Source organism: Pseudomonas sp. N2-3-1-14, from assembly GCF_041228395.1.
Classification (GTDB): Bacteria; Pseudomonadota; Gammaproteobacteria; order Pseudomonadales; family Pseudomonadaceae; genus Aquipseudomonas.
In genome coordinates this window covers 5,502,916-5,524,154 of sequence record NZ_CP166199.1, presented here as the reverse complement: position 1 = coordinate 5,524,154, position 21,239 = coordinate 5,502,916, and the positions used below count along the sequence as shown (strand labels likewise).

The 21,239-nt window shown below is 61.6% G+C and carries 19 protein-coding genes; 5 read left to right on the top strand and 14 right to left on the bottom strand.

Features of this window, described 5'->3' with window-relative positions; genetic code table 11:
• Window positions 1-120 precede the first annotated feature (120 nt).
• Window positions 121-1,053 carry an LD-carboxypeptidase gene (locus AB5I78_RS25580; protein WP_369302443.1) on the top strand — a complete coding sequence of 311 codons (933 nt, stop codon included), beginning with the start codon at window positions 121-123 and terminating at the stop codon, window positions 1,051-1,053.
• Window positions 1,054-1,229: 176 nt separating this feature from the next.
• On the opposite strand, the gene AB5I78_RS25575 is transcribed toward AB5I78_RS25580, so the two are convergent.
• The 5 genes from AB5I78_RS25575 to leuS all read right to left on the bottom strand — a co-directional run bounded on the left by AB5I78_RS25575 (window position 1,230) and on the right by leuS (window position 7,377).
• Window positions 1,230-2,555 (bottom strand): lytic murein transglycosylase, encoded by a 1,326-nt coding sequence (locus tag AB5I78_RS25575; protein ID WP_369302444.1) that lies wholly within the window; start codon window positions 2,553-2,555, stop codon window positions 1,230-1,232.
• A gap of 61 nt (window positions 2,556-2,616) precedes the next feature.
• Window positions 2,617-2,781: an alternative ribosome rescue factor ArfA gene (gene arfA, locus AB5I78_RS25570; RefSeq protein WP_003176285.1), complete on the bottom strand. Its 165-nt coding sequence runs from the start codon at window positions 2,779-2,781 to the stop codon at window positions 2,617-2,619.
• A 218-nt stretch (window positions 2,782-2,999) separates the two neighbouring features.
• Window positions 3,000-4,037, bottom strand: a complete 1,038-nt coding sequence (gene holA, locus AB5I78_RS25565; RefSeq protein WP_145162463.1) for a DNA polymerase III subunit delta — start codon at window positions 4,035-4,037, stop codon at window positions 3,000-3,002.
• 39 nt (window positions 4,038-4,076) lie between these two features.
• Window positions 4,077-4,682 carry an LPS assembly lipoprotein LptE gene (gene lptE, locus AB5I78_RS25560; RefSeq protein WP_145162460.1) on the bottom strand — a complete coding sequence of 202 codons (606 nt, stop codon included), beginning with the start codon at window positions 4,680-4,682 and terminating at the stop codon, window positions 4,077-4,079.
• A gap of 88 nt (window positions 4,683-4,770) precedes the next feature.
• Window positions 4,771-7,377 carry a leucine--tRNA ligase gene (gene leuS / locus AB5I78_RS25555; protein ID WP_145162457.1) on the bottom strand — a complete coding sequence of 869 codons (2,607 nt, stop codon included), beginning with the start codon at window positions 7,375-7,377 and terminating at the stop codon, window positions 4,771-4,773.
• A gap of 262 nt (window positions 7,378-7,639) precedes the next feature.
• Here leuS and AB5I78_RS25550 point away from each other — a divergent pair, with 262 nt between their 5' ends.
• Together AB5I78_RS25550 and AB5I78_RS25545 are read left to right on the top strand one after the other, a co-directional pair.
• The gene (locus AB5I78_RS25550) at window positions 7,640-8,005 is read left to right on the top strand and encodes a hypothetical protein (RefSeq protein WP_370004139.1); all 366 of its coding nucleotides are present in this window, start codon (window positions 7,640-7,642) and stop codon (window positions 8,003-8,005) included.
• A gap of 42 nt (window positions 8,006-8,047) precedes the next feature.
• On the top strand, window positions 8,048-8,809 hold the full coding sequence (locus AB5I78_RS25545) for a YdcF family protein (RefSeq protein ID WP_369302446.1): 762 nt from the start codon (window positions 8,048-8,050) through the stop codon (window positions 8,807-8,809).
• Between the two features lie 154 nt (window positions 8,810-8,963).
• Here the strand turns inward: AB5I78_RS25545 and lnt are convergent, their stop codons facing one another.
• The 5 genes from lnt to miaB form a co-directional block, all read right to left on the bottom strand.
• The gene (lnt, locus tag AB5I78_RS25540) at window positions 8,964-10,487 is read right to left on the bottom strand and encodes an apolipoprotein N-acyltransferase (protein WP_145162444.1); all 1,524 of its coding nucleotides are present in this window, start codon (window positions 10,485-10,487) and stop codon (window positions 8,964-8,966) included.
• Between the two features lie 8 nt (window positions 10,488-10,495).
• On the bottom strand, window positions 10,496-11,335 hold the full coding sequence (locus AB5I78_RS25535; RefSeq protein ID WP_015373027.1) for an HlyC/CorC family transporter: 840 nt from the start codon (window positions 11,333-11,335) through the stop codon (window positions 10,496-10,498).
• Between the two features lie 27 nt (window positions 11,336-11,362).
• Entirely contained in the window at window positions 11,363-11,836 is a 474-nt protein-coding gene (ybeY, locus tag AB5I78_RS25530; protein ID WP_124418527.1) for an rRNA maturation RNase YbeY, read from the bottom strand.
• Window positions 11,829-12,830 carry a PhoH family protein gene (locus AB5I78_RS25525; protein WP_369302447.1) on the bottom strand — a complete coding sequence of 334 codons (1,002 nt, stop codon included), beginning with the start codon at window positions 12,828-12,830 and terminating at the stop codon, window positions 11,829-11,831. Before AB5I78_RS25525 ends, ybeY begins: the two co-directional genes overlap by 8 nt.
• Window positions 12,831-13,048: 218 nt before the next feature.
• Entirely contained in the window at window positions 13,049-14,377 is a 1,329-nt protein-coding gene (miaB, locus tag AB5I78_RS25520; protein WP_145162435.1) for a tRNA (N6-isopentenyl adenosine(37)-C2)-methylthiotransferase MiaB, read from the bottom strand.
• A 131-nt stretch (window positions 14,378-14,508) separates the two neighbouring features.
• Here miaB and AB5I78_RS25515 point away from each other — a divergent pair, with 131 nt between their 5' ends.
• Window positions 14,509-14,835, top strand: coding sequence for a DUF1820 family protein (locus AB5I78_RS25515; protein ID WP_003194436.1), 327 nt, complete (start codon window positions 14,509-14,511; stop codon window positions 14,833-14,835).
• Between the two features lie 128 nt (window positions 14,836-14,963).
• On the opposite strand, the gene AB5I78_RS25510 is transcribed toward AB5I78_RS25515, so the two are convergent.
• From AB5I78_RS25510 to AB5I78_RS25495, 4 genes are all read right to left on the bottom strand, one after another.
• The gene (locus AB5I78_RS25510) at window positions 14,964-15,518 is read right to left on the bottom strand and encodes a tetratricopeptide repeat protein (RefSeq protein ID WP_369302448.1); all 555 of its coding nucleotides are present in this window, start codon (window positions 15,516-15,518) and stop codon (window positions 14,964-14,966) included.
• Window positions 15,519-15,743: 225 nt separating this feature from the next.
• Complete coding sequence (gene hemL / locus AB5I78_RS25505; protein WP_063026923.1) at window positions 15,744-17,027, bottom strand: glutamate-1-semialdehyde 2,1-aminomutase; 1,284 nt, start codon at window positions 17,025-17,027, stop codon at window positions 15,744-15,746.
• Between the two features lie 11 nt (window positions 17,028-17,038).
• On the bottom strand, window positions 17,039-17,668 hold the full coding sequence (gene thiE / locus AB5I78_RS25500) for a thiamine phosphate synthase (protein ID WP_369302449.1): 630 nt from the start codon (window positions 17,666-17,668) through the stop codon (window positions 17,039-17,041).
• Between the two features lie 19 nt (window positions 17,669-17,687).
• Entirely contained in the window at window positions 17,688-18,485 is a 798-nt protein-coding gene (locus tag AB5I78_RS25495; protein WP_124418525.1) for a hydroxymethylpyrimidine/phosphomethylpyrimidine kinase, read from the bottom strand.
• A 286-nt stretch (window positions 18,486-18,771) separates the two neighbouring features.
• Between AB5I78_RS25495 and AB5I78_RS25490 the strand changes: the two genes are divergently transcribed.
• Window positions 18,772-21,150: a 7TM diverse intracellular signaling domain-containing protein gene (locus tag AB5I78_RS25490; protein WP_369302450.1), complete on the top strand. Its 2,379-nt coding sequence runs from the start codon at window positions 18,772-18,774 to the stop codon at window positions 21,148-21,150.
• Window positions 21,151-21,239: the final 89 nt, after the last annotated feature.

Here is a 21,239-nt window from a genome sequence, read left to right as displayed (position 1 = left end):
TGCCCGCGATAGCATCGCCTCGGTTTGACTGAAAACCGAGGTGTTTGCATCGCAGGCAAGCCCGCTCCCACAGGGTCCGGCTCCCACATTTCGTTCCGCGTCATACAGGGAGACCCATGGATGACAACTCAACTTGCGGCCGCGGTACCTGCACTGCGCCCCGAAGGCATCATCGGCCTGATTGCCCCCGCCGGCCCTGCCGCCCTCGACGTTGAAAAAGCCGGGCAATGGATGCGCGCCCGTGGCCATGAGCTGCGGATTTTTCCAGGTGTATACGAACGCGACGGTTACCTCGCAGGCAGCGATGACGTGCGCCTGCGTGACCTTCATGCTGCTTTCGCCGACCCCGACATCGATGCCATCTTCTGCCTGCGCGGCGGCTACGGCACGCCACGCTTGCTGGATCGTCTGGATTACGACCTGCTGCGCGCCAACCCCAAGCCGTTCGTGGGTTACAGCGACATCACCGCGTTGCACCTGGCGATCAGCCGCTACGCGGGCTTCGTGACTTTCCACGGGCCGATGTTCAATGCCGATTTGCTGGGCGACAAGCAACAGCCCACGGAGTCATCGCTGTTCAGCATGCTGCGCGGCCAGCTTGGCGCCGGCAGTGCAGTGGCGCACCCGGTGGCCTACCCATTGACCACCCTTGAGCCAGGTATCGCCTGTGGACGCTTGCTGGGTGGCAACCTGTCGATGATCGCGGCGGTGATGGGCACGGCTTATGAGATTGACGCCGAAGGCATCATTTTGCTGATCGAAGACGTCAACGAGCCGATCTACCGTATCGACCGCCTGCTGACTCACCTGCGCCTGGCGGGCAAGCTGGAGCAGATTGCCGGTGTGCTGGTGGGCGATGTGGCGGGTGTGGATAAAGCAGCGCTGGAGCGACTGCTGAAGCAGACCTTCGCACCGTTGTGCATTCCGGTGTTGTCCGGCTGGCGCAGTGGGCACTGCGACCCGAACCTGACTCTGCCGATGGGCGCGTTGGTGCGCCTGGATGCGGGGGCGCAGCGGGTGGTGTTGGAGCAGGATGTAGTGTTCAAGCCCTGACGTGGTGATAAAACCATCGCGCGGGCCTTTTTTGTGGCGAGCGGGCTAGCCCCGCGTCGGGCTGCGCAGCAGCCCCAAAACCAGCCACTCAGGCGCAGCTGATACACCGTATTCTGCTTGATCAGGGCCGCTTCGCGGCCCAACGCGGGGCAAGCCCGCTCGCCACCATTGCAGGTCTATCGGCTCTGCAACGATTCCAGCAACTTCACCGTCGGATACCCATCCGCCGGCCAGCCCAACGACTGCTGCGCTGCGCGGATCGCCTTGCGCGTGTTGGCGCCGATGATGCCGTCTGCATTGCCCGCGTCATACCCTTTGGCGCTCAGCACTGTCTGCAAATCGATGCGCTGGGAGCGGCTTAGTGGCAGCTCATCTTTGGGCCAATCGCCACGAATCACACCACCGCCGCCAAACCGTTCCGACAGCAGGCCAACCGCCAGCGCGTAGGACGACGAGTTGTTGTACTTGAGGATGGCGCGGAAGTTGTCCAGCACCAGAAACGCCGGGCCCCGGTAGCCTGCCGGCAGCAACAGGGCGGCGGACAGTTGGTCGACGTTGGGCGGCATGCTCGCGCCAGGTGGCAACTGGATACCGAGGTTCAGCCACTCGGCGACGGTCTTGCGCACGCCGCCGTCTGCCAGGGCGTAATCAAAGTTGGCCGGCAGCTGTTGCACCTCAAAGCCCCACGGCTGGCCTTTTTGCCAGCCAGAGCTTTGCAGGTAGTGCGCTGTGGAGGCGAGGGCGTCGGCTGGGCTGTTCCAGATGTCACGGCGACCGTCACCGTCGAAGTCGACGGCGTGGGTGTTGTAGGTGGTTGGGATAAATTGCGTCTGGCCCATCGCGCCGGCCCAGGAGCCTTTCATCTGGTCGGCCTGGATGTCGCCATGCTGGATGATCTGCAGCGCCGCCAGCAGTTGCGCCTGGGCGAATGCCGGGCGACGGCCTTCGTAGGCCAGGGTGGCCAGGGAACGGATCACCGAGTTATTGCCCTGGAACTGGCCAAAATTGCTTTCCATGCCCCACACCGAAACCAGCGCCTGGCGGTCGACGCCATAGCGTTGTTCGATGCTTTGCAGGATGTCGGCGTACTTGATCAGCAACGCTTGGCCATTGCGTACGCGCACCGGCGAGAGTGCGCCGTCGAGGTATTCCCAAACCGGGCGGGAAAATTCCGGTTGGCTGCGGTCAGCGCGAATCACCGCCATGTCGGGGGTGACGCCGGCAAAGGCGTTGTCGAACACCGCGGGCGTGATCCCGGCTTTCAGCGCGTCAACGCGAAAGGCCGCCTGCCATTCGGCAAAGGTTTGGGTCGGTTGGATATCGAGGTTGTCCACGGCCAACGGCGCAACGACGGCGGGCGCGACGGCCGGCACAGTCTGCAGTTTTGGCAGGGGTTGAGCGTCTGCGGCGGTGGGTTTTTCCGCGCAGGCGACAAGCAGAATGAGGCTGGAGGCAGCGATCAATTGGCGAAGGTGCCAACGACGGGAAAGACTAGAGGGCATGCACAGGTCCAGGGATTACAAATCAGGTACAGACCTTATCATGCCGGAGGGGCGCTTGCCTTCAGGCAGCCAGAAAGTAAGAAGCCTCCCAGCTATTAGACTGGAAGGCTTCGCGGCGGTAGCTGCCTTTGCCCTTGCCGGCGCGTTCTTGACGGCTGCGGAACAGTGGCTGGGCGATGATGGATTTGGCCTTGTTGGGGCCATGCTTGGATGGCTTTTTGCTCATGTCGATACTCTCTGTCGGTGGGATGAAGCGGTGCAAATCATCTGCCGAAGTGACGCCGCTGTAAAGCCCGGCGCGGTGTAGGAAAGGTGCACGATCAAAATGTGGGAGCGGGCTTGCCCGCGAAGGCGGCGTGTCAGTCACTACAAGTGTCAGCTGAACCACCGCATTCGCGGGCAAGCCCGCTCCCACATGGGATCTGTGATGTTTTTGAGAGAAGGTTATTCGGCGGGCAAGGTCAGGCGCTGGCCGGCCATCAACAGCGACAGGCGGCTCAGGCTCATCCACGGCGAACCGGCCGCCTGGCCCTTGATCTGCGCGTCTATTCGTTGCGCTTCCAGCAGCAATTGCGCCCAGCGTTGCGCCGAGTGCCGTTGCAGGGCTTTGCTCATCAGCGGTTTGCGTTTGTCCCAGACCGGTGGCCGCGCCTGGCTGAAGCATTTGTCCAGCGGAGTGCCCTGGCTGTATTGCAGCGAAATATTGGCCAGCACCCGCAACTCACGGGCCAGCGCCCATAGAATCACCGGGGGTTCCACGCCTTCGCCGCGCAGCCCTTCGAGCATGCGCAGGGCGTGGGCGGGTTCACCGTTAAGAATCGCGTCCACCAGCCCGAACACGTCAAAGCGAGCGCTGTCGGCCACTGCGCCTTGTACGGTTTCGACGGTGATTTGCCCGTCTTCGGCCATCAACTTGAGCTTTTCGATCTCCTGGGCGGCAGCAAGCAAGTTGCCTTCGACCCGGGCGGCGATCAGCTCAACAGCGTCTTGCGTCGCTGACAACCCCGACTGGGACAGGCGCTGACGAATCCACTGCGGCAACTGGTTGCTGTCCACTGGCCAGATCTGGATGAACTGGGTCTGTGGTCCCTCTACCAGCGCCTTGCCCCATTTGGTTTTCTGCGCACTGCCGTCGAGCTTGGGCAAGCTGACCAGCAGCACCGTGTCTTCAGCGGGACGCGAGCAGTATTCCATCAACGCCGCCGCGCCCTTGTCCCCGGGTTTGCCCGAGGGCAGGCGCAATTCCAGCAGGCGTTTTTCGGCGAACAGCGACATGCTCGCACCGGCTTGCAGCAGCGTGCCCCAGTCGAAACTGGCGTCGGCGCTGAAGACCTGGCGTTCATCGAAACCCTGCTGGCGCGCGGCGCTGCGAATAGCGTCTGCGGCTTCCTGGCACAACAGCGGGTCATCACCGCTGACGATATAGACAGGCGCGAGGCCACCTTGCAGGTGTTTGGCGAGTTGGGCGGGGGCGAGCTTCATAGGCGGGGCAAACGGGGCGCCAGGGGCGCCCCGTCTGGCTTACTCGACAGGGACTTCAACAGGCGATTGTTTCGGCGTGTTGTCTTCGTACTCTTTTGCGGCTTTCAGGGCGTCGGCGTCAGCCTTGGCCTTGTTGTCGGCGGTTTGCTGCAGAGCGGCCAGTTTTTCCGGCGTCAGCTGTTGCAGACGTACCATCAGGCGCTGGATCAGCTCACGACGCATTTCCTTGCGAACCTGAATGATCTCCGAGTCCGAACCCACCAGGTTGTTGCCGTCGTGGCTCACAACTTTCTGAACTTCGAGCTTGTCGGCCATCAATGACAGGTGGTCACGGCCCTGTACTTCATAGTTGACGGCCGTATTGAGCTCAACGTCCGACGCGCGGCCGGCGCTGGCGTAGCTCAGGCTACGCTGGGATTCCTGCTCGTCCACCAGGACCAGTTTGTAGGTTGCACCGGTGTAGACGTGCACACCGCTGTTTTCCAGGGTCTGGCGCAGCTGAACCACGGTGTCGCCGTAGGCGTTGCGGGCGCTGACGTCCAGTTCCTTGATGCTCAGTTCATTGGTGCCGGTGCCGCGCAGCTGGAAGCCGCAAGCGCTCAGCAGCACAGCGAGGCCCATCACCAGCAAATTGCGTTTGATCATTTTGTTGCTCCCCTTGAAACCATGTGGGCCTTATCGAGGCCTTAAAGGTTTGGTTCGGCGCAGGGCCCAAGCCCTGCGCCCGATCCGATTAGCTGGCGACGATGTTGACCAGTTTGCCAGGCACTACGATCACTTTGCGGATCGTCAGGCCTTCGGTAAAGCGCAGCACGTTCTCGTTGACCCTTGCAGCCGCCTCGACGTCTTCACGGCTGGCGCTGGCCGGCATATCAATCTGGCCACGCAGTTTGCCGTTGACCTGGATCACCAACTGCAGCGTGTCCTGTACCAGGGCGCTGTCATCCTGTACCGGCCAACCGGCGTCGATCACCGCGCCACTGTGGCCCAAGCGGCTCCACAGGTCGTGGCTGATGTGCGGCGTGATCGGAGCCAGCAACAGAACGACCGTTTCCAGGCCTTCCTGGACCAGCGCGCGGTCTTGTTCGGTCGCCTGCGGTGCTTTTTCCAGCACGTTCATCAGCGTCATCACCTGAGCGATGGCGGTGTTGAATTTGTGGTTCTGGCCCACGTCCTGGCTGGCCTGGCGAATGGCCAGGTGAGTACTGCGGCGAATGGCTTTCTGTTCATCGCTCAAGGACGCCACGTCCAGCTTGCCCGGCAGGCCCTGGCTGACATGGGCATGCGCCAGGCGCCAGACGCGCTTGAGGAAACGGTGCGAGCCTTCGACGCCGGAGTCGGACCATTCGGCGCTCATGTCGGGCGGCGAGGCGAACATCATGAACAGGCGGCAGGTGTCGGCGCCGAACTGATCGATCATCGACTGTGGGTCGACGCCGTTGTTCTTGGACTTGGCCATCTTCTCGGTGCCGCCGATTTCCACCGGCAGGCCGTCGGATTTCAGCTTGGCGCTGATCACCTTGGCTTTGCTGTCACGCTCAAGCTCTACGTCCGCCGGGTTGAACCAGGTGTAGGCGCCATTGGCTTCGCGGCGATAGTAAGTCTCGGCGATCACCATGCCTTGGGTCAGCAGGTTCTTGAACGGCTCGTCGGAGCTGACCAGGCCTTCGTCGCGCATCAGCTTGTGGAAGAAACGCGCGTACAGCAGGTGAAGAATGGCGTGTTCGATGCCGCCGATGTACTGATCCACCGGCAACCAGTGGTCGGCCGCGGATTTTTCCACCAGGCCGCCTTCATAGTGCGGCGAGGCGTAGCGAGCGTAGTACCACGAGGACTCGACGAAGGTGTCCATGGTGTCGGTTTCACGCTTGGCCGGTGCTCCGCATTTCGGGCAGGCGCACTCGTAGAACTCGGGCATGCGCGCCAACGGCGAACCGGCGCCATCGGGCACTACGTCTTCGGGCAGTACCACCGGCAACTGGTCTTCCGGCACCGGCACGTCACCGCAGGTTTGGCAGTGGATGATCGGAATCGGGCAGCCCCAGTAGCGCTGGCGGCTGATGCCCCAGTCGCGCAGGCGGAACTGGGTGCGCGAGGCACCGAGGTTTTTCTTGATCAGTGCCACTTCAATGGCGTCGAAGGCACCCTGGAAATCCAGGCCGTCGAACTCGCCGGAGTTGATCAGTTCGCCGTGCTCGCCATAGGCGTCTTGCCACGGAGCCGGGTTGGTATCACCCGAGCTGGTACGCACGACCGATTTGATCGGCAGGTCGTACTGGGTGGCGAATTCGAAATCGCGCTCGTCGTGAGCCGGCACGGCCATTACTGCGCCATCGCCGTAGTGCATCAGCACATAGTTGGCGACCCACACCGGCAGTTTTTCACCGGTCAGCGGGTGCTCGACGAACAGGCCGGTTGGCAGGCCTTTTTTCTCCTGGGTGGCGACGTCGGCTTCGGCCACGCTGCCGCCTTTGCATTCGGCGATGAAAGCCTGCAGCTCTGGGTTGTTCTGTGCGGCCTGGGTGGCCAGCGGGTGTTCAGCGGCCACGGCGACGTAGGTCGCGCCCATCAGGGTGTCTGGGCGGGTGGTGAAGACTTTCAGTGCGCCGGCAACGCCAATGGAATCGACGTTGTACGGGAACTGCACTTCCATGCCCTTGGACTTGCCGATCCAGTTGCGCTGCATGGTCTTGACCTGTTCAGGCCAGCCCGGCAAGTCGTCGAGGCTCGACAAGAGTTCATCCGCGTAGGCGGTGATCTTGAAGTAGTACATCGGGATTTCGCGCTTTTCGATCAGCGCGCCGGAGCGCCAGCCGCGACCGTCGATGACCTGCTCGTTGGCCAGTACGGTCTGGTCGACCGGGTCCCAGTTCACGGTGCCGCTTTTCTTGTAGATCACACCTTTTTCGAACAGGCGGGTGAACAGCCATTGTTCCCAACGGTAGTAATCGGGCTTGCAGGTGGTCACCTCGCGCGACCAGTCCACCGCCAGGCCCAGGCTGCGCAGCTGGGTCTTCATGTAGGCGATGTTTTCGTAGGTCCACTTGGCGGGCGCCACGTTGTTTTTCATCGCGGCGTTTTCCGCCGGCATGCCGAAGGCGTCCCAACCCATGGGTTGCAGAACGTTCTTGCCGAGCATGCGCTGGTAGCGCGAAATCACGTCGCCGATGGTGTAGTTACGCACGTGCCCCATGTGTAGCTTGCCGCTGGGGTAAGGGAACATCGATAGGCAGTAGTAAGTCTCCTTGCCTGGCTGTTCACTGACTTCAAAGGACTTTTGCTCGTCCCAGAAGGTTTGGGCGGCATTTTCTATTTCACGGGGCTGATATTGTTCGTGCATGGCTACTTTTGAACTGAATAGGGGTGGCCTAATCCTCTTCGGTGCAACGTTCAGGTTGATCGACACCAAAAAGCGGCGCGTCCGTGCCCAAACCCTGCGGGAAGTGGAGTTACAGGAAGCGCCGTAGCATACATGACCCCACTCTATCGAGGGAAACCCTGATTGCGCAGGCAGGGCCGTCTGTCGCGGCGCCGGGCAGGCGCAGCCACGGGGACTACGCTGTTTATTGGGGAGTGAGTCTTATCTTCAATGAGGTGAGGGGATGGTTGAATCGCAGCGAACTTTAACGAAACCGCAGTTGTACCAAGGACTGATCGACCGTTTGGGTCGGGCATTGGATGCCGCCAGAACCGCAGGCCGATTGCGTGATGAACGGCCTCTGGAATTGGAGTTGCGAGGCTTGAGCCAGGCTGAGCTTGAATTGATCAAGGTTTACCTGGAATTGAATCACCAACGTGCCTCTCAAGGGCAGGCTTCCCCGCCTGCCCAGGCGCCATCACGTTCGGCCAAGGTAATCTGGTTGAAGGATGTGGCGGCCGGTCGCGGCCCGAAAAGCTTCGGGCCGTTCGGTGAAACATCGCGTTATCCAGTGACCTTCTCGAAATGTGTGGGTAAAGATTGTCGCTAAATCCCGTTGCATCTAGGCTTCGGGCATCTTTGGAGATGCCCGATGCCTTTTCGTTATTTCATTAAACAATTGCTCTTGCCGCCCGGCATTTTTTTGCTGCTGCTGGTGTTTGCCTGGTGGTTTCGTAAAAGCCGTCCGCGCCTGGCCGGGTTTTGCTTTGTGGTGGGGTTGGGCGGGATGTGGCTGATCAGCCTGCCGGTGATGGTGCAATGGGGCGCGCATGCGCTGGAAACCGAGCCACCGTTGGCGCGTGACGCGTGGGCAACGCTGGCGCAGCGCGCCGATGCCATTGTGGTGCTGGGCTCCGGGCGCGAACGCGGTGATCCGGCCTGGGGCAGTGATCAGCCCACCGGCATCGGCCTTGAGCGCCTGCGGTATGCCGCGCGACTGGCCAAGGCCTCCGGGTTGCCGGTATTGACCAGCGGCGGCTTGCACTACGGCACGCCGCCCAGTGAAGCAGAGTTGATGGCCGTGTCGATGCAGGATGACTTCGGCGTGACGGTGCGCTGGAAGGAAGAACGCAGCCGTACTACCTGGGAAAACGCGCAGATGAGTGCCGAGATTCTGCTGCCCCAAGGCATCAAGCGCGTGGTGGTGGTGACCCAGGCCTGGCACATGCCGCGCGCGGTGTGGAGTTTTGAGAAGGCCGGCTTCACTGTGGTGCCGGCGCCGGTGGGGTTTTTGGGCGTGGACAATGCCCGGCCGCTCGGCGGCTGGATGCCCGAGTTTGTGTCGGTGTGGCGCAGCGGGCAGTTGATCAATGAGGCGGTGGGGCAGGTGGGGTATCGGGTGTTTTATCGATAACACCGTAAATCAACGGTGCGGTGGGCCTATGTGGGAGCGGGCTTGCTCGCGAAAGCGGTGCGTCAGTCAGCATGTTCGTTGGCTGATGCACCCTATTCGCGAGCAAGCCCGCTCCCACACAAGCCAGCTCCCACATTGATTTTGGGTTTGTCTGTCAGACCGTCTTGGACATCCGCCCCGCCAGCAACGCCCAGCCAAACAGCCCCAGGCACACGATGATCAACGGCCATGAGCGCCATTGCAGGTACGGCGTGAGGTTGTGCATCGGCACCACTTCGCCGTACAGGATCCCGCGCTCGAACTGCGGGATCTGCGCGGTGATCTGCCCGAACGGGTTGATCAGGCCGGTAACGCCGTTGTTGGTCGCCCGAATCATCCAGCGACCAGCTTCCAATGCGCGCATCTGCGCCATTTGCAGGTGTTGCAGCGGGCCGATGGAGCGGCCAAACCAGGTGTCATTACTGATGGTCAGCAACAGATCGCTCTGGGCCGACAGGCCGGCGGCAAATTCCGGGTACACCACTTCATAGCAAATGAAGGGCGCAATCTGATAGCCCTTGGCCTGCAGCATCGCCTGGTCGGACGGGCCGCGGGCGAAGTCCGACATGGGCAGGTCGAAGAACGCAATCAGCCCGCGCAGCATGTCTTGCAGCGGCACGTATTCGCCAAACGGCACCAGTTTCTGCTTCAAATAGGTGCCTTCACCTTCACCGACCACGGTGATGCCATTGAAGAAACGCTTCTGGTGGTGCACTTCCTGGCGGATCGGCACGCCGGTGATCAGCGCCGTGTGCCGGTCTGCAGCAAACTTGCCCATCATGCCCAGATAGCCTTCGACGGAATCCTTGAGCACCGGCACCGCGGTTTCCGGCCACACCAGCAGGTCGACACGCTTGGAGCTGAAGCTCATGTCGCGGTACAGCGCCAACTGCGCATTGAGCTGCTCGGGGTCCCACTTCATGCTTTGTTCGACGTTGCCCTGGATCGCTGCCACCGTCAGGGGCGCGCCCGAGGGCGTGGTCCAGGCGTGGTGCTTGAGCGCCAGGCCGATGGCCCAGGGCGCAACCAGCAGAACCAGGCCTGCGCCGATAAACCCGTTGCGCTTGCTCGCCAGCAGGCGTGGCAGGTTGCACAGCACCGCAGCGGTCAGTGCCAGCGCGAAGGAAATCAGCCACATCCCGCCCAGCGGCGCAAGGCCGGTAAGTGGGCCGTCGAGTTGACTGTAGCCAGAGTAGAGCCAGGGGAAACCGGTGAGGAACCAGCCGCGAAACGCCTCCTGGCCGACCCACAACGCTGCAAACGTCAGCGCGTCGGCCAACGGTGCTTCATTACGGCGCAGCCAGCGCGCCCATAGCCAGGCGGGCAGGGCGAAAAACCAGGCGATGGCGGCGGTAAACAGCAGCATCAAAAAGCCAGCCAGCAGCACCGAAGCGCCGCCGAAATGGTGAATGCTGTAGTAGATCCAGCTGGTGCCGGCGCCAAACAGGCCGAAGCCGAAACACCAGCCACGGCCCAGGGCCTGACGTGGCGTCAGCTCGCGCAGGCCGATATAGAACAACCCGACCGCCACCAGTGCAAATGGCCACAGATCGAACGGCGCCAGCGCCAGGGTGGTGATGGCGCCGGCCACCACGGCCAGCAAGTTACCGGGCCAGCCGGGGCGGGTCAGACGGCGCATATCAATCCTTAGCGGGCAATAGGTGTCAGGCGAATCAAATGGATGCGGCGGCTGTCGGCATTCAGGATGCGGAAGCGATAGGCGCCGATCTCGGTGGTCTCGTTACGCTTGGGCAGATGCCCGAACGCGCTCATCACCAGGCCGCCGACGGTGTCGAACTCGTCGTCGGAGAATTCGCTGTCGAAGAACTCGTTGAAGTTCTCGATCGGCGTGAGCGCCTTGACCAGGAAATCACCGCTGGGCAGCGGCTTGATGTAGCTGTCTTCTTCGACGTCGTGCTCGTCTTCGATGTCGCCGACGATCTGTTCCAGCACGTCTTCGATGGTCACCAGACCCGCCACGCCGCCGTATTCGTCGATCACGATGGCCATGTGATTGTGGTTGGCGCGAAATTCACGCAACAGCACATTCAGGCGCTTGGATTCAGGCACGAAGGTGGCCGGACGCAGCAGGTCCTTGATGTTGAAGTTGTCGCCGTTCTCCTTGAGGATCAACGGCAGCAGGTCCTTGGCCAGCAGGACACCCATGACGTCGTCATGGCTTTCACCGATCACCGGGTAGCGCGAGTGCGCCGAGTCGATCACGGCCGGGAGGAATTCCCGAGGGGTCTGGGTCGCCTTGATGCTGATCATCTGCGAACGCGGGACCATGATGTCCCGGACTTGCAGGTCAGCCACCTGGATGGCGCCTTCGACGATGGCCAGCGCTTCGCTGTCCAGCAACTTGTTCTGATGGGCCTCGCGCAGCAGCTCAAGCAGCTCCTGGCGGTTTTTCGGCTCGTGGGCAAAAGCCTGGGTCAATTTACCCAGCCATGACTTCTGCCCGTTGCTCGATCGGTCTTCGCTCATAGCGATTACTCTAAATCCTTTGTTGTTTCAGTGAGGTGTAGTTTCGATTTCGTCGTCTGCATAAGGGTCACGGTGACCCAATTCAGCAAGCAACGTTTGTTCCAGTGTTTCCATCTCCAGCGCTTCGTCATCGTCTATATGGTCGTAACCCAAGAGATGCAAGCAGCCGTGGATCACTAGATGGGCCCAATGGGCCTCAAGTTCCTTGCCTTGCTCCTTGGCTTCGCGTTCCACCACCTCGACACAGATCACCAGGTCGCCCAGCAGCGGGATGTCCAGTAACTCATCCGGCACGTCGGCTGGGAAGGACAGCACGTTGGTCGCGTAATCCTTTTGGCGCCACGTGTGATTCAGTTCGCGGCCTTCGGGCTCGTCCACCAGGCGGATGGTCAGCTCCGAGTCGGCGGTGCGCTGGCGCAGGGCCAGCGTGCACCATTGACGGAACTGTTCTTCGCTGGGGGCGGGCGCTTCGGTGGCCAGCTGCAGATCAAGCTCAAGCATCGCGGCGAACGTCCTTGGCGGGTGCGTCGTCCTTGTGGTCGAAGCGCTCGTAGGCTTCAACGATGCGCTGCACCAGCGGGTGACGCACCACGTCTTTGGGCATGAAATGCGTAAAGCTGATGCCCGGCACGTCCTTGAGCACTTCGATGACTTGGGCCAGGCCCGACCTGGTGCCCTTGGGCAGGTCGACCTGGGTCACGTCACCGGTGATCACGGCGGTTGAGCCGAAACCGATACGGGTGAGGAACATCTTCATCTGTTCGACGGTGGTGTTCTGGCTTTCGTCGAGGATGATGAAGCTGTTGTTCAGCGTACGGCCACGCATGTAGGCCAGCGGGGCGATCTCGATCACCTGGCGCTCGATCAGTTTGGCCACGTATTCAAAGCCGAGCATCTCGTACAGCGCGTCATAGAGCGGGCGCAGGTACGGGTCGATCTTCTGGGCCAGGTCGCCGGGCAGGAAGCCAAGCTTTTCGCCGGCCTCGACCGCCGGGCGCACCAGCAGGATGCGGCGCACTTGCTCGCGCTCCAGGGCGTCCACCGCACAGGCCACGGCCAGGTAGGTCTTGCCGGTACCGGCGGGGCCGATGCCGAAATTGATGTCGTTACCGAGGATTTCTTTGACGTAGCGCTGCTGATTCAAGCCGCGCGGGCGAATCATGCCTTTTTTGGTGCGCAGGGCCACGCTGGCTTCGGCCACCGGGTTGTTGGCCAAGTCTTCCACGGCAGATTCCTGCAGGTACAGGTGCACGGTCTCCGGCGACAGCTCACTACCCTTGGTTTCGCGGTAGAGGCGGCGGAGCAGGTTTTCTGCAGACGTGGTGTGCTGGGGTTCACCAATAAGCTCGAACTGATTGCCGCGGTTGCGGATCTCGATGCTCAGGCGTTGTTCGATCAGGCGCAAGTGCTCGTCGAACTGTCCGCACAGGTTGGCGAAACGGCGAGCCTCAAAAGGCTCGAGGAGAAAACGATGGGGTTCTATGGGTGCGTTCAAGGTCGCTTTTAGCCGCCCTTTGGCTGTTGAGGTGAAAGAGAGGATAACGCCAGCCGTCGACGTGCGAAAGCACTTATCTAGCCCAAGTGCAGCACGGTTCCCATGTGGGAGCTGGCTTGCCTGCGATAGCGGTGTATCAGCGCCAGTTGTATCGGCTGACTCACCGCTATCGCAGGCAAGCCAGCACCCACATTTTGATCTACATCAGGTCAGAGCGATCAGTTAACCAACGACCCGCGCAACGAGTGCGGTTGCGCCGCATCAATGTGCACATCCGCAAACTGGCCGATCAGGGTTGGGTTGTCGCAGCGGAAGTTGACGATGCGGTTGTTCTCGGTACGCCCTTGCAGCTCGCCCGGGTCTTTTTTCGAATAGTCGGTGACCAGGATGCGCTGGATCGAGCCGACCATTTGTCGGCTGATCTCGAAACCTTGCTGGTTCAGACGGTGCTGCAGCGCGTTCAAGCGTTCTTTTTTCAGCGCTTCAGGGGTTTCATCCGCCAAGTCGGCAGCCGGGGTGCCCGGGCGTTGGCTGTAGACGAACGAGTAGGAGAAGTCGAAACCGACGTCTTCGATCAGCTTCATGGTCTGCTCGAAATCTTTCTCGGTCTCCCCAGGGAAGCCGACGATAAAGTCCGAGCTGATGCAGATACCCGGCACCGCCGCGCGCAGTTTGCGCAGCTTGGATTTGTATTCCAGGGCCGTGTGGTTGCGCTTCATCGCCGACAGAATGCGGTCCGAACCCGATTGCACCGGCAAGTGCAGGTGTTTGACCAGCTCCGGCACTTCGGCGTGGGCTTGAATCAGGCTGTCGGAGAACTCCAGCGGGTGCGAGGTGGTGTAGCGAATGCGCTCGATGCCATCGACGGCGGCCACTACGCGGATCAACTCTGCCAGGTCGGCCAGGCGACCATCGTGGGTCTGGCCGCGATAGCCGTTGACGTTTTGGCCCAGCAGGGTGACTTCACGCACACCGTTTTCGGCCAGGTGGATAATTTCTGCCAGCACGTCATCAAACGGCCGGCTGACTTCTTCACCACGGGTGTAGGGCACCACGCAGAAGGTGCAGTACTTGCTGCAACCTTCCATCACCGACACATAAGCGCTTGGGCCGTCGATGCGCGGCTCGGGCAAGTGGTCGAATTTTTCGATTTCCGGGAACGACACGTCCACCTGCGGCAGCTTGGTGATACGCGCGGCGTCGATCATTTCCGGCAGGCGGTGCAGGGTCTGCGGGCCGAAGACCACGTCAACATAGGGCGCGCGGTCGCGGATCGCGGCGCCTTCCTGGCTGGCCACGCAGCCGCCAACGGCAATCACCATGTCCGGGTTGGCCAGTTTCAACTCGCGCCAGCGGCCCAGCTGGGAGTACACACGGTCCTGGGCGCGCTCACGAATCGAGCAGGTATTGAGCAGGATAACGTCAGCATCTTCGGCGCGGGCGGTGACTTCCAGGGCCTGATGTTCGCCCAGCAGATCGACCATGCGCGAGCTGTCGTACTCGTTCATCTGGCAACCGTGGGTTTCGATGTAAAGCTTCTTGGCCATGGGAATCGTCAACTGGTGGTAAAGAACCGCGCATTATAGGGGGCATGTCCATTGGTTCCTAGCGTTGTGCATCGGGTGCCATGCTATAGTTCGCGCCCTCTTTTATATCCCCGATGTGTTATTCGCCCACCATGACCAAACGTGAAGCTCCAATCTATAAGGTGATTTTCCTTAACCAGGGCCAGGTGTTCGAAATGTACGCCAAGCAGATCTATCAAAGTGATCTGTGGGGCTTCCTGGAAGTGGAAGAGTTCGTCTTTGGCGAGCGCACCCAGTTGGTCGTCGATCCGGGCGAGGAAAAACTGAAAGCGCAGTTTGAAGGCGTGGTGCGTAGCTTTGTACCGATGCATTCGATTGTGCGCATCGACGAAGTCGAGCGCCTGGGCACGCCGAAAATCAGCGAAGCGCGTGGCACCAGCAATGTGATGCCGTTTCCGATGCCGATGCCTGAGAAGTAGGGCGTTAGACCGAGGTGTGCCCATCGCAGGCAAGCCAGCTCCCAGATTCGACTGCATTCCAATCTTGGAGCGCGTTCAAGTGTGGGAGCTGGCTTGTCTGCAATAGCGGTAGAAGGGTTTAGCTGAAATCAGGGAAGGGGCGAGAAGGGCGAACGCCCATCGGCACTCTGCAATTCCTGCAAGTAATTGCGGAAGATCTGGCCCAGCACCTGGGTCGCCACTTCCAACTCATCACGCTGCATGTGCTCGGCGACTTCGTCGGCGGTGTCCAGCGCGTCTTCAGCGCCGTTGACCGCGGCCATTTTCAGCACGATATAGGCCTGGACGTTATTGGCCGGCACGCCTTCGCCATGGAAAAACATTTTTCCCAGTTCGAATTGCGACTGGGCATGGCCCTGCAGCGACGCTTTCTCGAAGTAGCTCAAGGCCTTGTTGAGGTCGCGCGCGGGTTTTTTGTCGTCGTGGTAGTACTCGCCCAACTCGTATTGCGCCTGCGCATCCCCGCCGTCGGCCTGTTTCTGGCACGCGCTCAGGGCTTCGGCCTGGCTGTCTGGCTGGGTATTGAGGGTGCAACGACCCATCGCTGGGATTAACAACGAGTTGCCGCCTGCTTGTGCATGTGCCAGCAGCGGCTGAAGGAGCAACAGGCAGCCCAGAACCAGGGTGCGGCCGGTGCGTTTCATGGGAATCGACTTACCTCTGACGGGGCGCGCGGACCCTCGCGGGTCCAATAAGCGCGCATTATGAAATAAGCAGGCCTCTGCTTACAAAGTCTTTACTCGTTTTTCTGCTGCGTGGGCAAGTTATCTGCCGGATTGCAGGTGATTTCTCGAAAAATGCAGGAAAGCGCTGTAAGCAAAGTAGCAAATTCTGACGTCACCCAAGGCAACGTCAGCTTGATAGGCCTCTTATTTCAGGGCCGCGAAGGCGCGCTCGGCAGCATCCAGGGTCAATTTCAACTCTGCATCGCCATGGGCGATCGAGGTGAAGCCCGCTTCGAAGGCGCTCGGTGCCAGGTAAACGCCGCCTTCCAGCATCAAGTGGAAGAAGCGCTTGAACAGGTCGGCATCGCTGCCCATCACGTCATCGAAGGTGACGATATCGTCGGCACCGCTGAAGTACAGGCCGAACATGCCACCGGCTTGCGTGGTGACGAACGGGATGCCGGCAGCATCGGCGCGCTGTTGCAGGCCATCGAGCAGGCGCGTGGTGTAGTCGGTCAGCTCGGCGTGAAAGCCCGGGCGGCTGATCAGGCGCAAGGTGGTCAGGCCGGCCGCCATGGCCAATGGGTTACCCGACAAGGTGCCCGCCTGGTACACCGGGCCCAGTGGCGCGATGTGCTGCATGATTTCGCGCTTGCCGCCGAAGCAACCCACCGGCATGCCGCCGCCGATGATCTTGCCGAAGGTGCTCAGGTCCGGCGTGACGCCGTAGTAAGCCTGGGCGCCGCCGAGGGCGACACGGAAACCGGTCATGACTTCGTCGAAAATCAGCACTACGCCGTGCTTGTCGCACTGCTCGCGCAGGCCTTCAAGGAAACCAGGCGCCGGCGGCACGCAGTTCATGTTGCCGGCGACCGGCTCGACGATGATGCACGCCACCTCTTGGCCCACTTCGCTGAGCATCTGCTCGACGGCGGCGATGTCGTTGAACGGCAGGGTCAGGGTGTGCTTGGCGAAGGCCGCCGGCACACCGGCCGAGCTCGGCACGCCCTGGGTCAGCGCGCCGGAACCGGCTTTTACCAGCAGGCTGTCGGAGTGGCCGTGGTAGCAGCCTTCGAACTTGATGATGCTGTCGCGGCCGGTAAAACCACGGGCCAGGCGAATCGCGCTCATGGTGGCCTCGGTGCCTGAGCTGACCATGCGCACCATTTCCATCGACGGCACGATCGAGCACACCAAGTCTGCCATCTCGGTTTCCATGGCGGTCGGGGCGCCGTAGGACAGGCCGTGTTGCAACTGCTGGCGCACCGCATCGAGCACGTCCGGGTGGCTATGGCCGAGGATCATCGGACCCCAGGAACCCACGTAGTCAACGTAGCGCTTGTCATCTTCGTCGGTGACGTAGGCGCCTTCGGCATGCTTGAAGAACAACGGCGTGCCGCCCACGCTCTTGAACGCACGCACGGGGGAGTTCACACCGCCGGGAATGTGTTTCTGAGCATTGGCAAACAGGGTTTCGGAACGGGACATGGTCGGGCTCTCTAAACTGAAATTTTAAGAAGATCGTTGAATGCGCGCGCGCGGCGCGTGACTTCCTGGGTGCTGTCGGCACCGAACAGGCCGTGCACCACGGCGAGCAGGTCGGCACCGTGGGCCACCAGCGGTTCGGCGTTTTCCAGGGTGACGCCGCCGATCACGCAGATCGGCAGATGCAGGCGCGCGCGGGCCTGGGCCAGCATGTCAACGGTGGCGGCGGGTGCACCGGGCTTGGTGTTGGAATTGAAGAAGCGGCCGAAGGCGACGTAGCTTGCGCCTTCTTTGGCGGCCTGTTCGGCCAGTTCGATCTGGCTGTGGCAGGTGGCGCCGATGATCGCTTTGGAACCGAGCAACGCTCGGGCCGGAGTCAGTGGGCCGTCGGTTTGACCCAGGTGTACGCCCACGCCCAGGCGCGCGGCCAGTTCGGCGTCGTCATTGATAATGAGCTGGGTCTTGTAGCGCGAGCACAGCTCGCGCAGTTTCTCCGCCTCTCGCAGGCGGCGGGCTTCGTCGCTGCTTTTGTCGCGGTACTGCAGCAGGGTCACGCCGCCGTCCAATGCCGCTTCGACGTAGGCGAGAAATTTGCCGGCCAACAGTTGGCTGTCGGTAATGGCATACAGGCCACGTAGTTTCATCGGGCAGGCCTCTTGTGCTTTAAGAGCAGAAATCCAGCGGCAAACGGCGCGGCACGAACTGGCCCTGGCCGAGTTGTTCGGCGTCACGCAAGGTGCGCCAAGTGTAGTTGAGCGCCGACTGCACAGCGCTGACCAGGCCTTCGCCCTGGGCGATGCGACCGGCCAGTGCGCTGGCCAGCGTGCAGCCCGAACCATGATAGCTGCCGGGCAGGCGCTGGCAGGTAAAGGTCTGGCGCGTGCCGTCGCGGCTGTACAGGCGATTGTGCACTTCATGCTCGTCGCCGTGGCCGCCGGTGATCAGCAAGTGCTTGATAAACGGCAGCAGCTTCTCGGCGCATTCGTCCGCAGTGCCTTCAGGCAATTCGGCGAGGATGCGCGCTTCAGGCAAGTTGGGCGTGGCGATCAGCGACAACGGCAGCAGCCGCTCGCGCATCGCGTAGCCGACTTCGTCCTTGCCCAGGCTGCCACCGCCGCCGGCCCGCAGCACCGGGTCGCACACCACCGGCAGGTGCGGGTGCGCCTGCAGCAGTTCGACCACGGTGTCGACCATCGCGGTAGAGCCGAGCATGCCAAGCTTGACCGCCGCCACTTCGGAGTCGCCGAGCACGGCATTCGCCTGGGCCAGGACCCACTCGCGGTCGAGCACGCGGAAATCGCTGACATTGACGGTGTTCTGCACGGTCAGGGCGGTGACGGCGGGAGCCGCATGACAGCCTTGGGCGAGCAGGGCTTCGATATCTGCCTGCAGGCCGGCGCCACCACTTGGGTCATGGCCGGAGAGACAGAGGACAACGGGGCGAGAGCTGTAGATATTCATGGTGCGCGAGCTTACCACCAAACGCTTTTTGCGTGGCTGTCTGGCGAGGGTTGAATTTTGCCACTGTCCAGGCGCATTTATGGCTGATAGCCATTATCGAGTGTTGGGTCATAAATGCGTTGAAAGCCGCGTGCTAGAGCCTTTCAAAAAATTATTTCAATGGTGTCTAATGGCCTCCAGCGGCTATGCTAGAGTGGATCCAAACAACTTACTGTATCGCCGGCATACGTCTTCTCAAAAGGAATGGGGGCTTTTGACATAACCGGACAGGCCACGCTGGGGCTCTATGCGCTATTTGCTGATCTTATTATTGTGCGGGCTGCCGATGCTCGCCGGCGCCGTCGAGTTCAATCAGAGCACTCGAAGCCTGCCGCTGGGCCGGATCATGCAAGTACTCGAAGACCCTACCGACGCCCTCACCATCGCCCAAGTCAGTTCCCCCGCCTACGCCGCCCAGTTCAAGACCCACGACCAAGCCACCCTCAATGCCGGTTATTCACGCTCGGTGTTCTGGCTCAAGGTCGATCTGCATTACACTGCCACTGACCCTCGCGCGCCGCGTACCTGGTTTCTGGAGCTGGCGTACCCGCCGCTGAACCGCCTGGACCTGTACCAGAACGACGGCACCGGCGGCTACCGACTGACCACCCGCACCGGCAGTGCACTGCCTTTTTCCAGCCGTGAAGTGCGTCAGAGCAATTACCTGTTCAAGCTCAACTTTGTGCCCGACCAGCAGCAAACCGTGTACCTGCGCCTGCAAAGCGAAGGCTCGATCCAGGCGCCGTTGACGCTCTGGGCCGGCACCGCCTACCTGGAAGAACAGCCGCTGCGCTTGTATGTGCTGGGCGCCATCTACGGCGTACTGCTGGGGATGCTGGTCTACAACCTGTTTATCTACCTCAGCGTGCGCGACACCAGCTACCTCTATTACATCCTGTATATCGCCTCGTTCGGCCTGTACCAACTGTCGGTCAATGGCGTGGCCGTGGAGTACTTCTGGCCGAACAACCCGTGGTGGTCGAATGCGGCGGTGCCGTTCCTGATCGGGTCGGCAGCGCTGTTCGGCAGCCTGTTCGCGCGCAGCTTCCTGCACACCGCGCAGCACAGCCGCTGGCTCGACCGGATCTTGCTGGCGCTGGCGACCTGCGGCGCGGTGGTGATGGTGCTGGCGCTGCTGACCAGCTATGCGGTGGCCCTGCGCCTGGCCACCGGTCTGGCGCTGGTGTTTACCGTGACCATCTTTGTTGCCGCGATCAAGGCGTGGTACTGCGGCCAGCGCATGGCGCGGTATTTCATCATCGCCTGGTCGGCATTCCTGCTCGGCGGGGTGGTCAACACGATGATGGTGTTGGGCTACCTGCCGAATATGTTCCTCACCATGTACGCCAGTCAGCTCGGCTCGGCCATCGAAGTGGCGCTGCTCTCACTGGCCCTGGCGGACCGCATCAATGGCATGCGTGAGCAGCAGGCGCAAATCCTGTTCGACGCCAGCCAGAAACTCGAAGTGCTCAACCAGCAACTCGCGCGCAGCAATCGTCTGAAAGACGAATTCCTCGCCACCCTGACCCACGAACTGCGCACACCGATGAATGGCGTGATCGGCTCCCTTGAGCTGATGCAAACCGTGCCGCTGGACGATGACCTGGCGCAGTACCAGCAAACCGCCGCCGGCTCGGCGCGGGACATGATGCGCATGGTCAACGGCATCCTCACCCTGACCGAACTGCAAGCCGGGCGCCTGACCCCCCAGCCCCAAATGTTCAGCCTGCGCGGTGCGCTCGACACCTTGCGTCAGCAGTTCAGCACCGGCGCGCAGAACAAGGGCCTGGCATTCTCCATCGACGTGGCGGACGAGTTGCCGGACCGCGTGATCGGCGATGCCGACAAACTGATCCAGTGCCTGGATTGTCTGCTCGACAACGCGTTCAAGTTCACCCACGAAGGCGCGGTGCGCCTGCGCGTGGTGGGGGTTCCACAAAACGATGGCAGCTTGCGCCTGAGCTTTATCGTCACCGACAGTGGTATCGGCTTCGCTTTCCTCGACGAGGCCACGCTGTATCAGCGCTTCTTCCAGCTCGACGGCTCGACCACCCGCGAATACGGCGGCCTGGGCATCGGCCTGGCGATCTGCCGACAGCTGATCGAACTGCTCGGTGGGCGCCTGACCCATCATTCCGAGCCGCGCAAGGGCAGCCGTTTCCAACTCGAGGTGACGGTAAGCCCGGTGCCGCCCGGGCCCAAAGCGACGCCCCAGGAAACCTTGACGCAGCGCGCGCCCCACGAGTGCGCGGTGCTGCTGGTGGACGACAACAGCGTCGGCCAACTGGCGGTGCGTGGCATGCTGCTCAAGCTGGGCTATCGGGTGAAAACCGTGGACAACGGTTCGTCTGCGCTGGCGATGTTGCAGAGTGAAACGTTTGATGCGGTGCTGCTGGATGTGCCTGAAGGCGGGTTCTCATTGTGCTGTCAGATTCGCGCACTGCCTGGGTGTGGCGAACTGCCGGTGATCGCCCTGAGTACGTCCCTGAGTGGGACGGACCGGGAGCGCTGCCATGGCATCGGCATCACTGACCGGCTGGCCAAGCCCGTGCGTTTTGAAGCGCTGCAGGCGGTGCTGGAGCGTCGGCTGCTGTGCCCGTTAGAGGGCGAAAGCGCCGGACATTAGGCGCGTATGCCACTTTTTTAAGCCCGGTGACGGTGCTTAACTGAAATTCAGGCCTCAACTGCACGTGGCCTTTTTTCAGGAGGCCCGTC

What these genes read in the sequence shown, in the direction of transcription:
- thiE (WP_369302449.1), bottom strand. Translation starts at nt 17,668, where the DNA reads ATGAAACTACGTGGCCTGTATGCCATTACCGACAGCCAACTGTTGGCC.
- AB5I78_RS25535 (WP_015373027.1), bottom strand. Translation starts at nt 11,335, where the DNA reads ATGAGCGAAGACCGATCGAGCAACGGGCAGAAGTCATGGCTGGGTAAA.
- holA (WP_145162463.1), bottom strand. Translation starts at nt 4,037, where the DNA reads ATGAAGCTCGCCCCCGCCCAACTCGCCAAACACCTGCAAGGTGGCCTC.
- lnt (WP_145162444.1), bottom strand. Translation starts at nt 10,487, where the DNA reads ATGCGCCGTCTGACCCGCCCCGGCTGGCCCGGTAACTTGCTGGCCGTG.
- AB5I78_RS25580 (WP_369302443.1), top strand. Translation starts at nt 121, where the DNA reads ATGACAACTCAACTTGCGGCCGCGGTACCTGCACTGCGCCCCGAAGGC.
- hemL (WP_063026923.1), bottom strand. Translation starts at nt 17,027, where the DNA reads ATGTCCCGTTCCGAAACCCTGTTTGCCAATGCTCAGAAACACATTCCC.
- arfA (WP_003176285.1), bottom strand. Translation starts at nt 2,781, where the DNA reads ATGAGCAAAAAGCCATCCAAGCATGGCCCCAACAAGGCCAAATCCATC.
- AB5I78_RS25575 (WP_369302444.1), bottom strand. Translation starts at nt 2,555, where the DNA reads ATGCCCTCTAGTCTTTCCCGTCGTTGGCACCTTCGCCAATTGATCGCT.
- lptE (WP_145162460.1), bottom strand. Translation starts at nt 4,682, where the DNA reads ATGATCAAACGCAATTTGCTGGTGATGGGCCTCGCTGTGCTGCTGAGC.
- AB5I78_RS25515 (WP_003194436.1), top strand. Translation starts at nt 14,509, where the DNA reads ATGACCAAACGTGAAGCTCCAATCTATAAGGTGATTTTCCTTAACCAG.
- ybeY (WP_124418527.1), bottom strand. Translation starts at nt 11,836, where the DNA reads ATGCTTGAGCTTGATCTGCAGCTGGCCACCGAAGCGCCCGCCCCCAGC.
- AB5I78_RS25550 (WP_370004139.1), top strand. Translation starts at nt 7,640, where the DNA reads ATGGTTGAATCGCAGCGAACTTTAACGAAACCGCAGTTGTACCAAGGA.
- AB5I78_RS25490 (WP_369302450.1), top strand. Translation starts at nt 18,772, where the DNA reads ATGCGCTATTTGCTGATCTTATTATTGTGCGGGCTGCCGATGCTCGCC.
- AB5I78_RS25545 (WP_369302446.1), top strand. Translation starts at nt 8,048, where the DNA reads ATGCCTTTTCGTTATTTCATTAAACAATTGCTCTTGCCGCCCGGCATT.
- miaB (WP_145162435.1), bottom strand. Translation starts at nt 14,377, where the DNA reads ATGGCCAAGAAGCTTTACATCGAAACCCACGGTTGCCAGATGAACGAG.
- AB5I78_RS25495 (WP_124418525.1), bottom strand. Translation starts at nt 18,485, where the DNA reads ATGAATATCTACAGCTCTCGCCCCGTTGTCCTCTGTCTCTCCGGCCAT.
- AB5I78_RS25510 (WP_369302448.1), bottom strand. Translation starts at nt 15,518, where the DNA reads ATGAAACGCACCGGCCGCACCCTGGTTCTGGGCTGCCTGTTGCTCCTT.
- leuS (WP_145162457.1), bottom strand. Translation starts at nt 7,377, where the DNA reads ATGCACGAACAATATCAGCCCCGTGAAATAGAAAATGCCGCCCAAACC.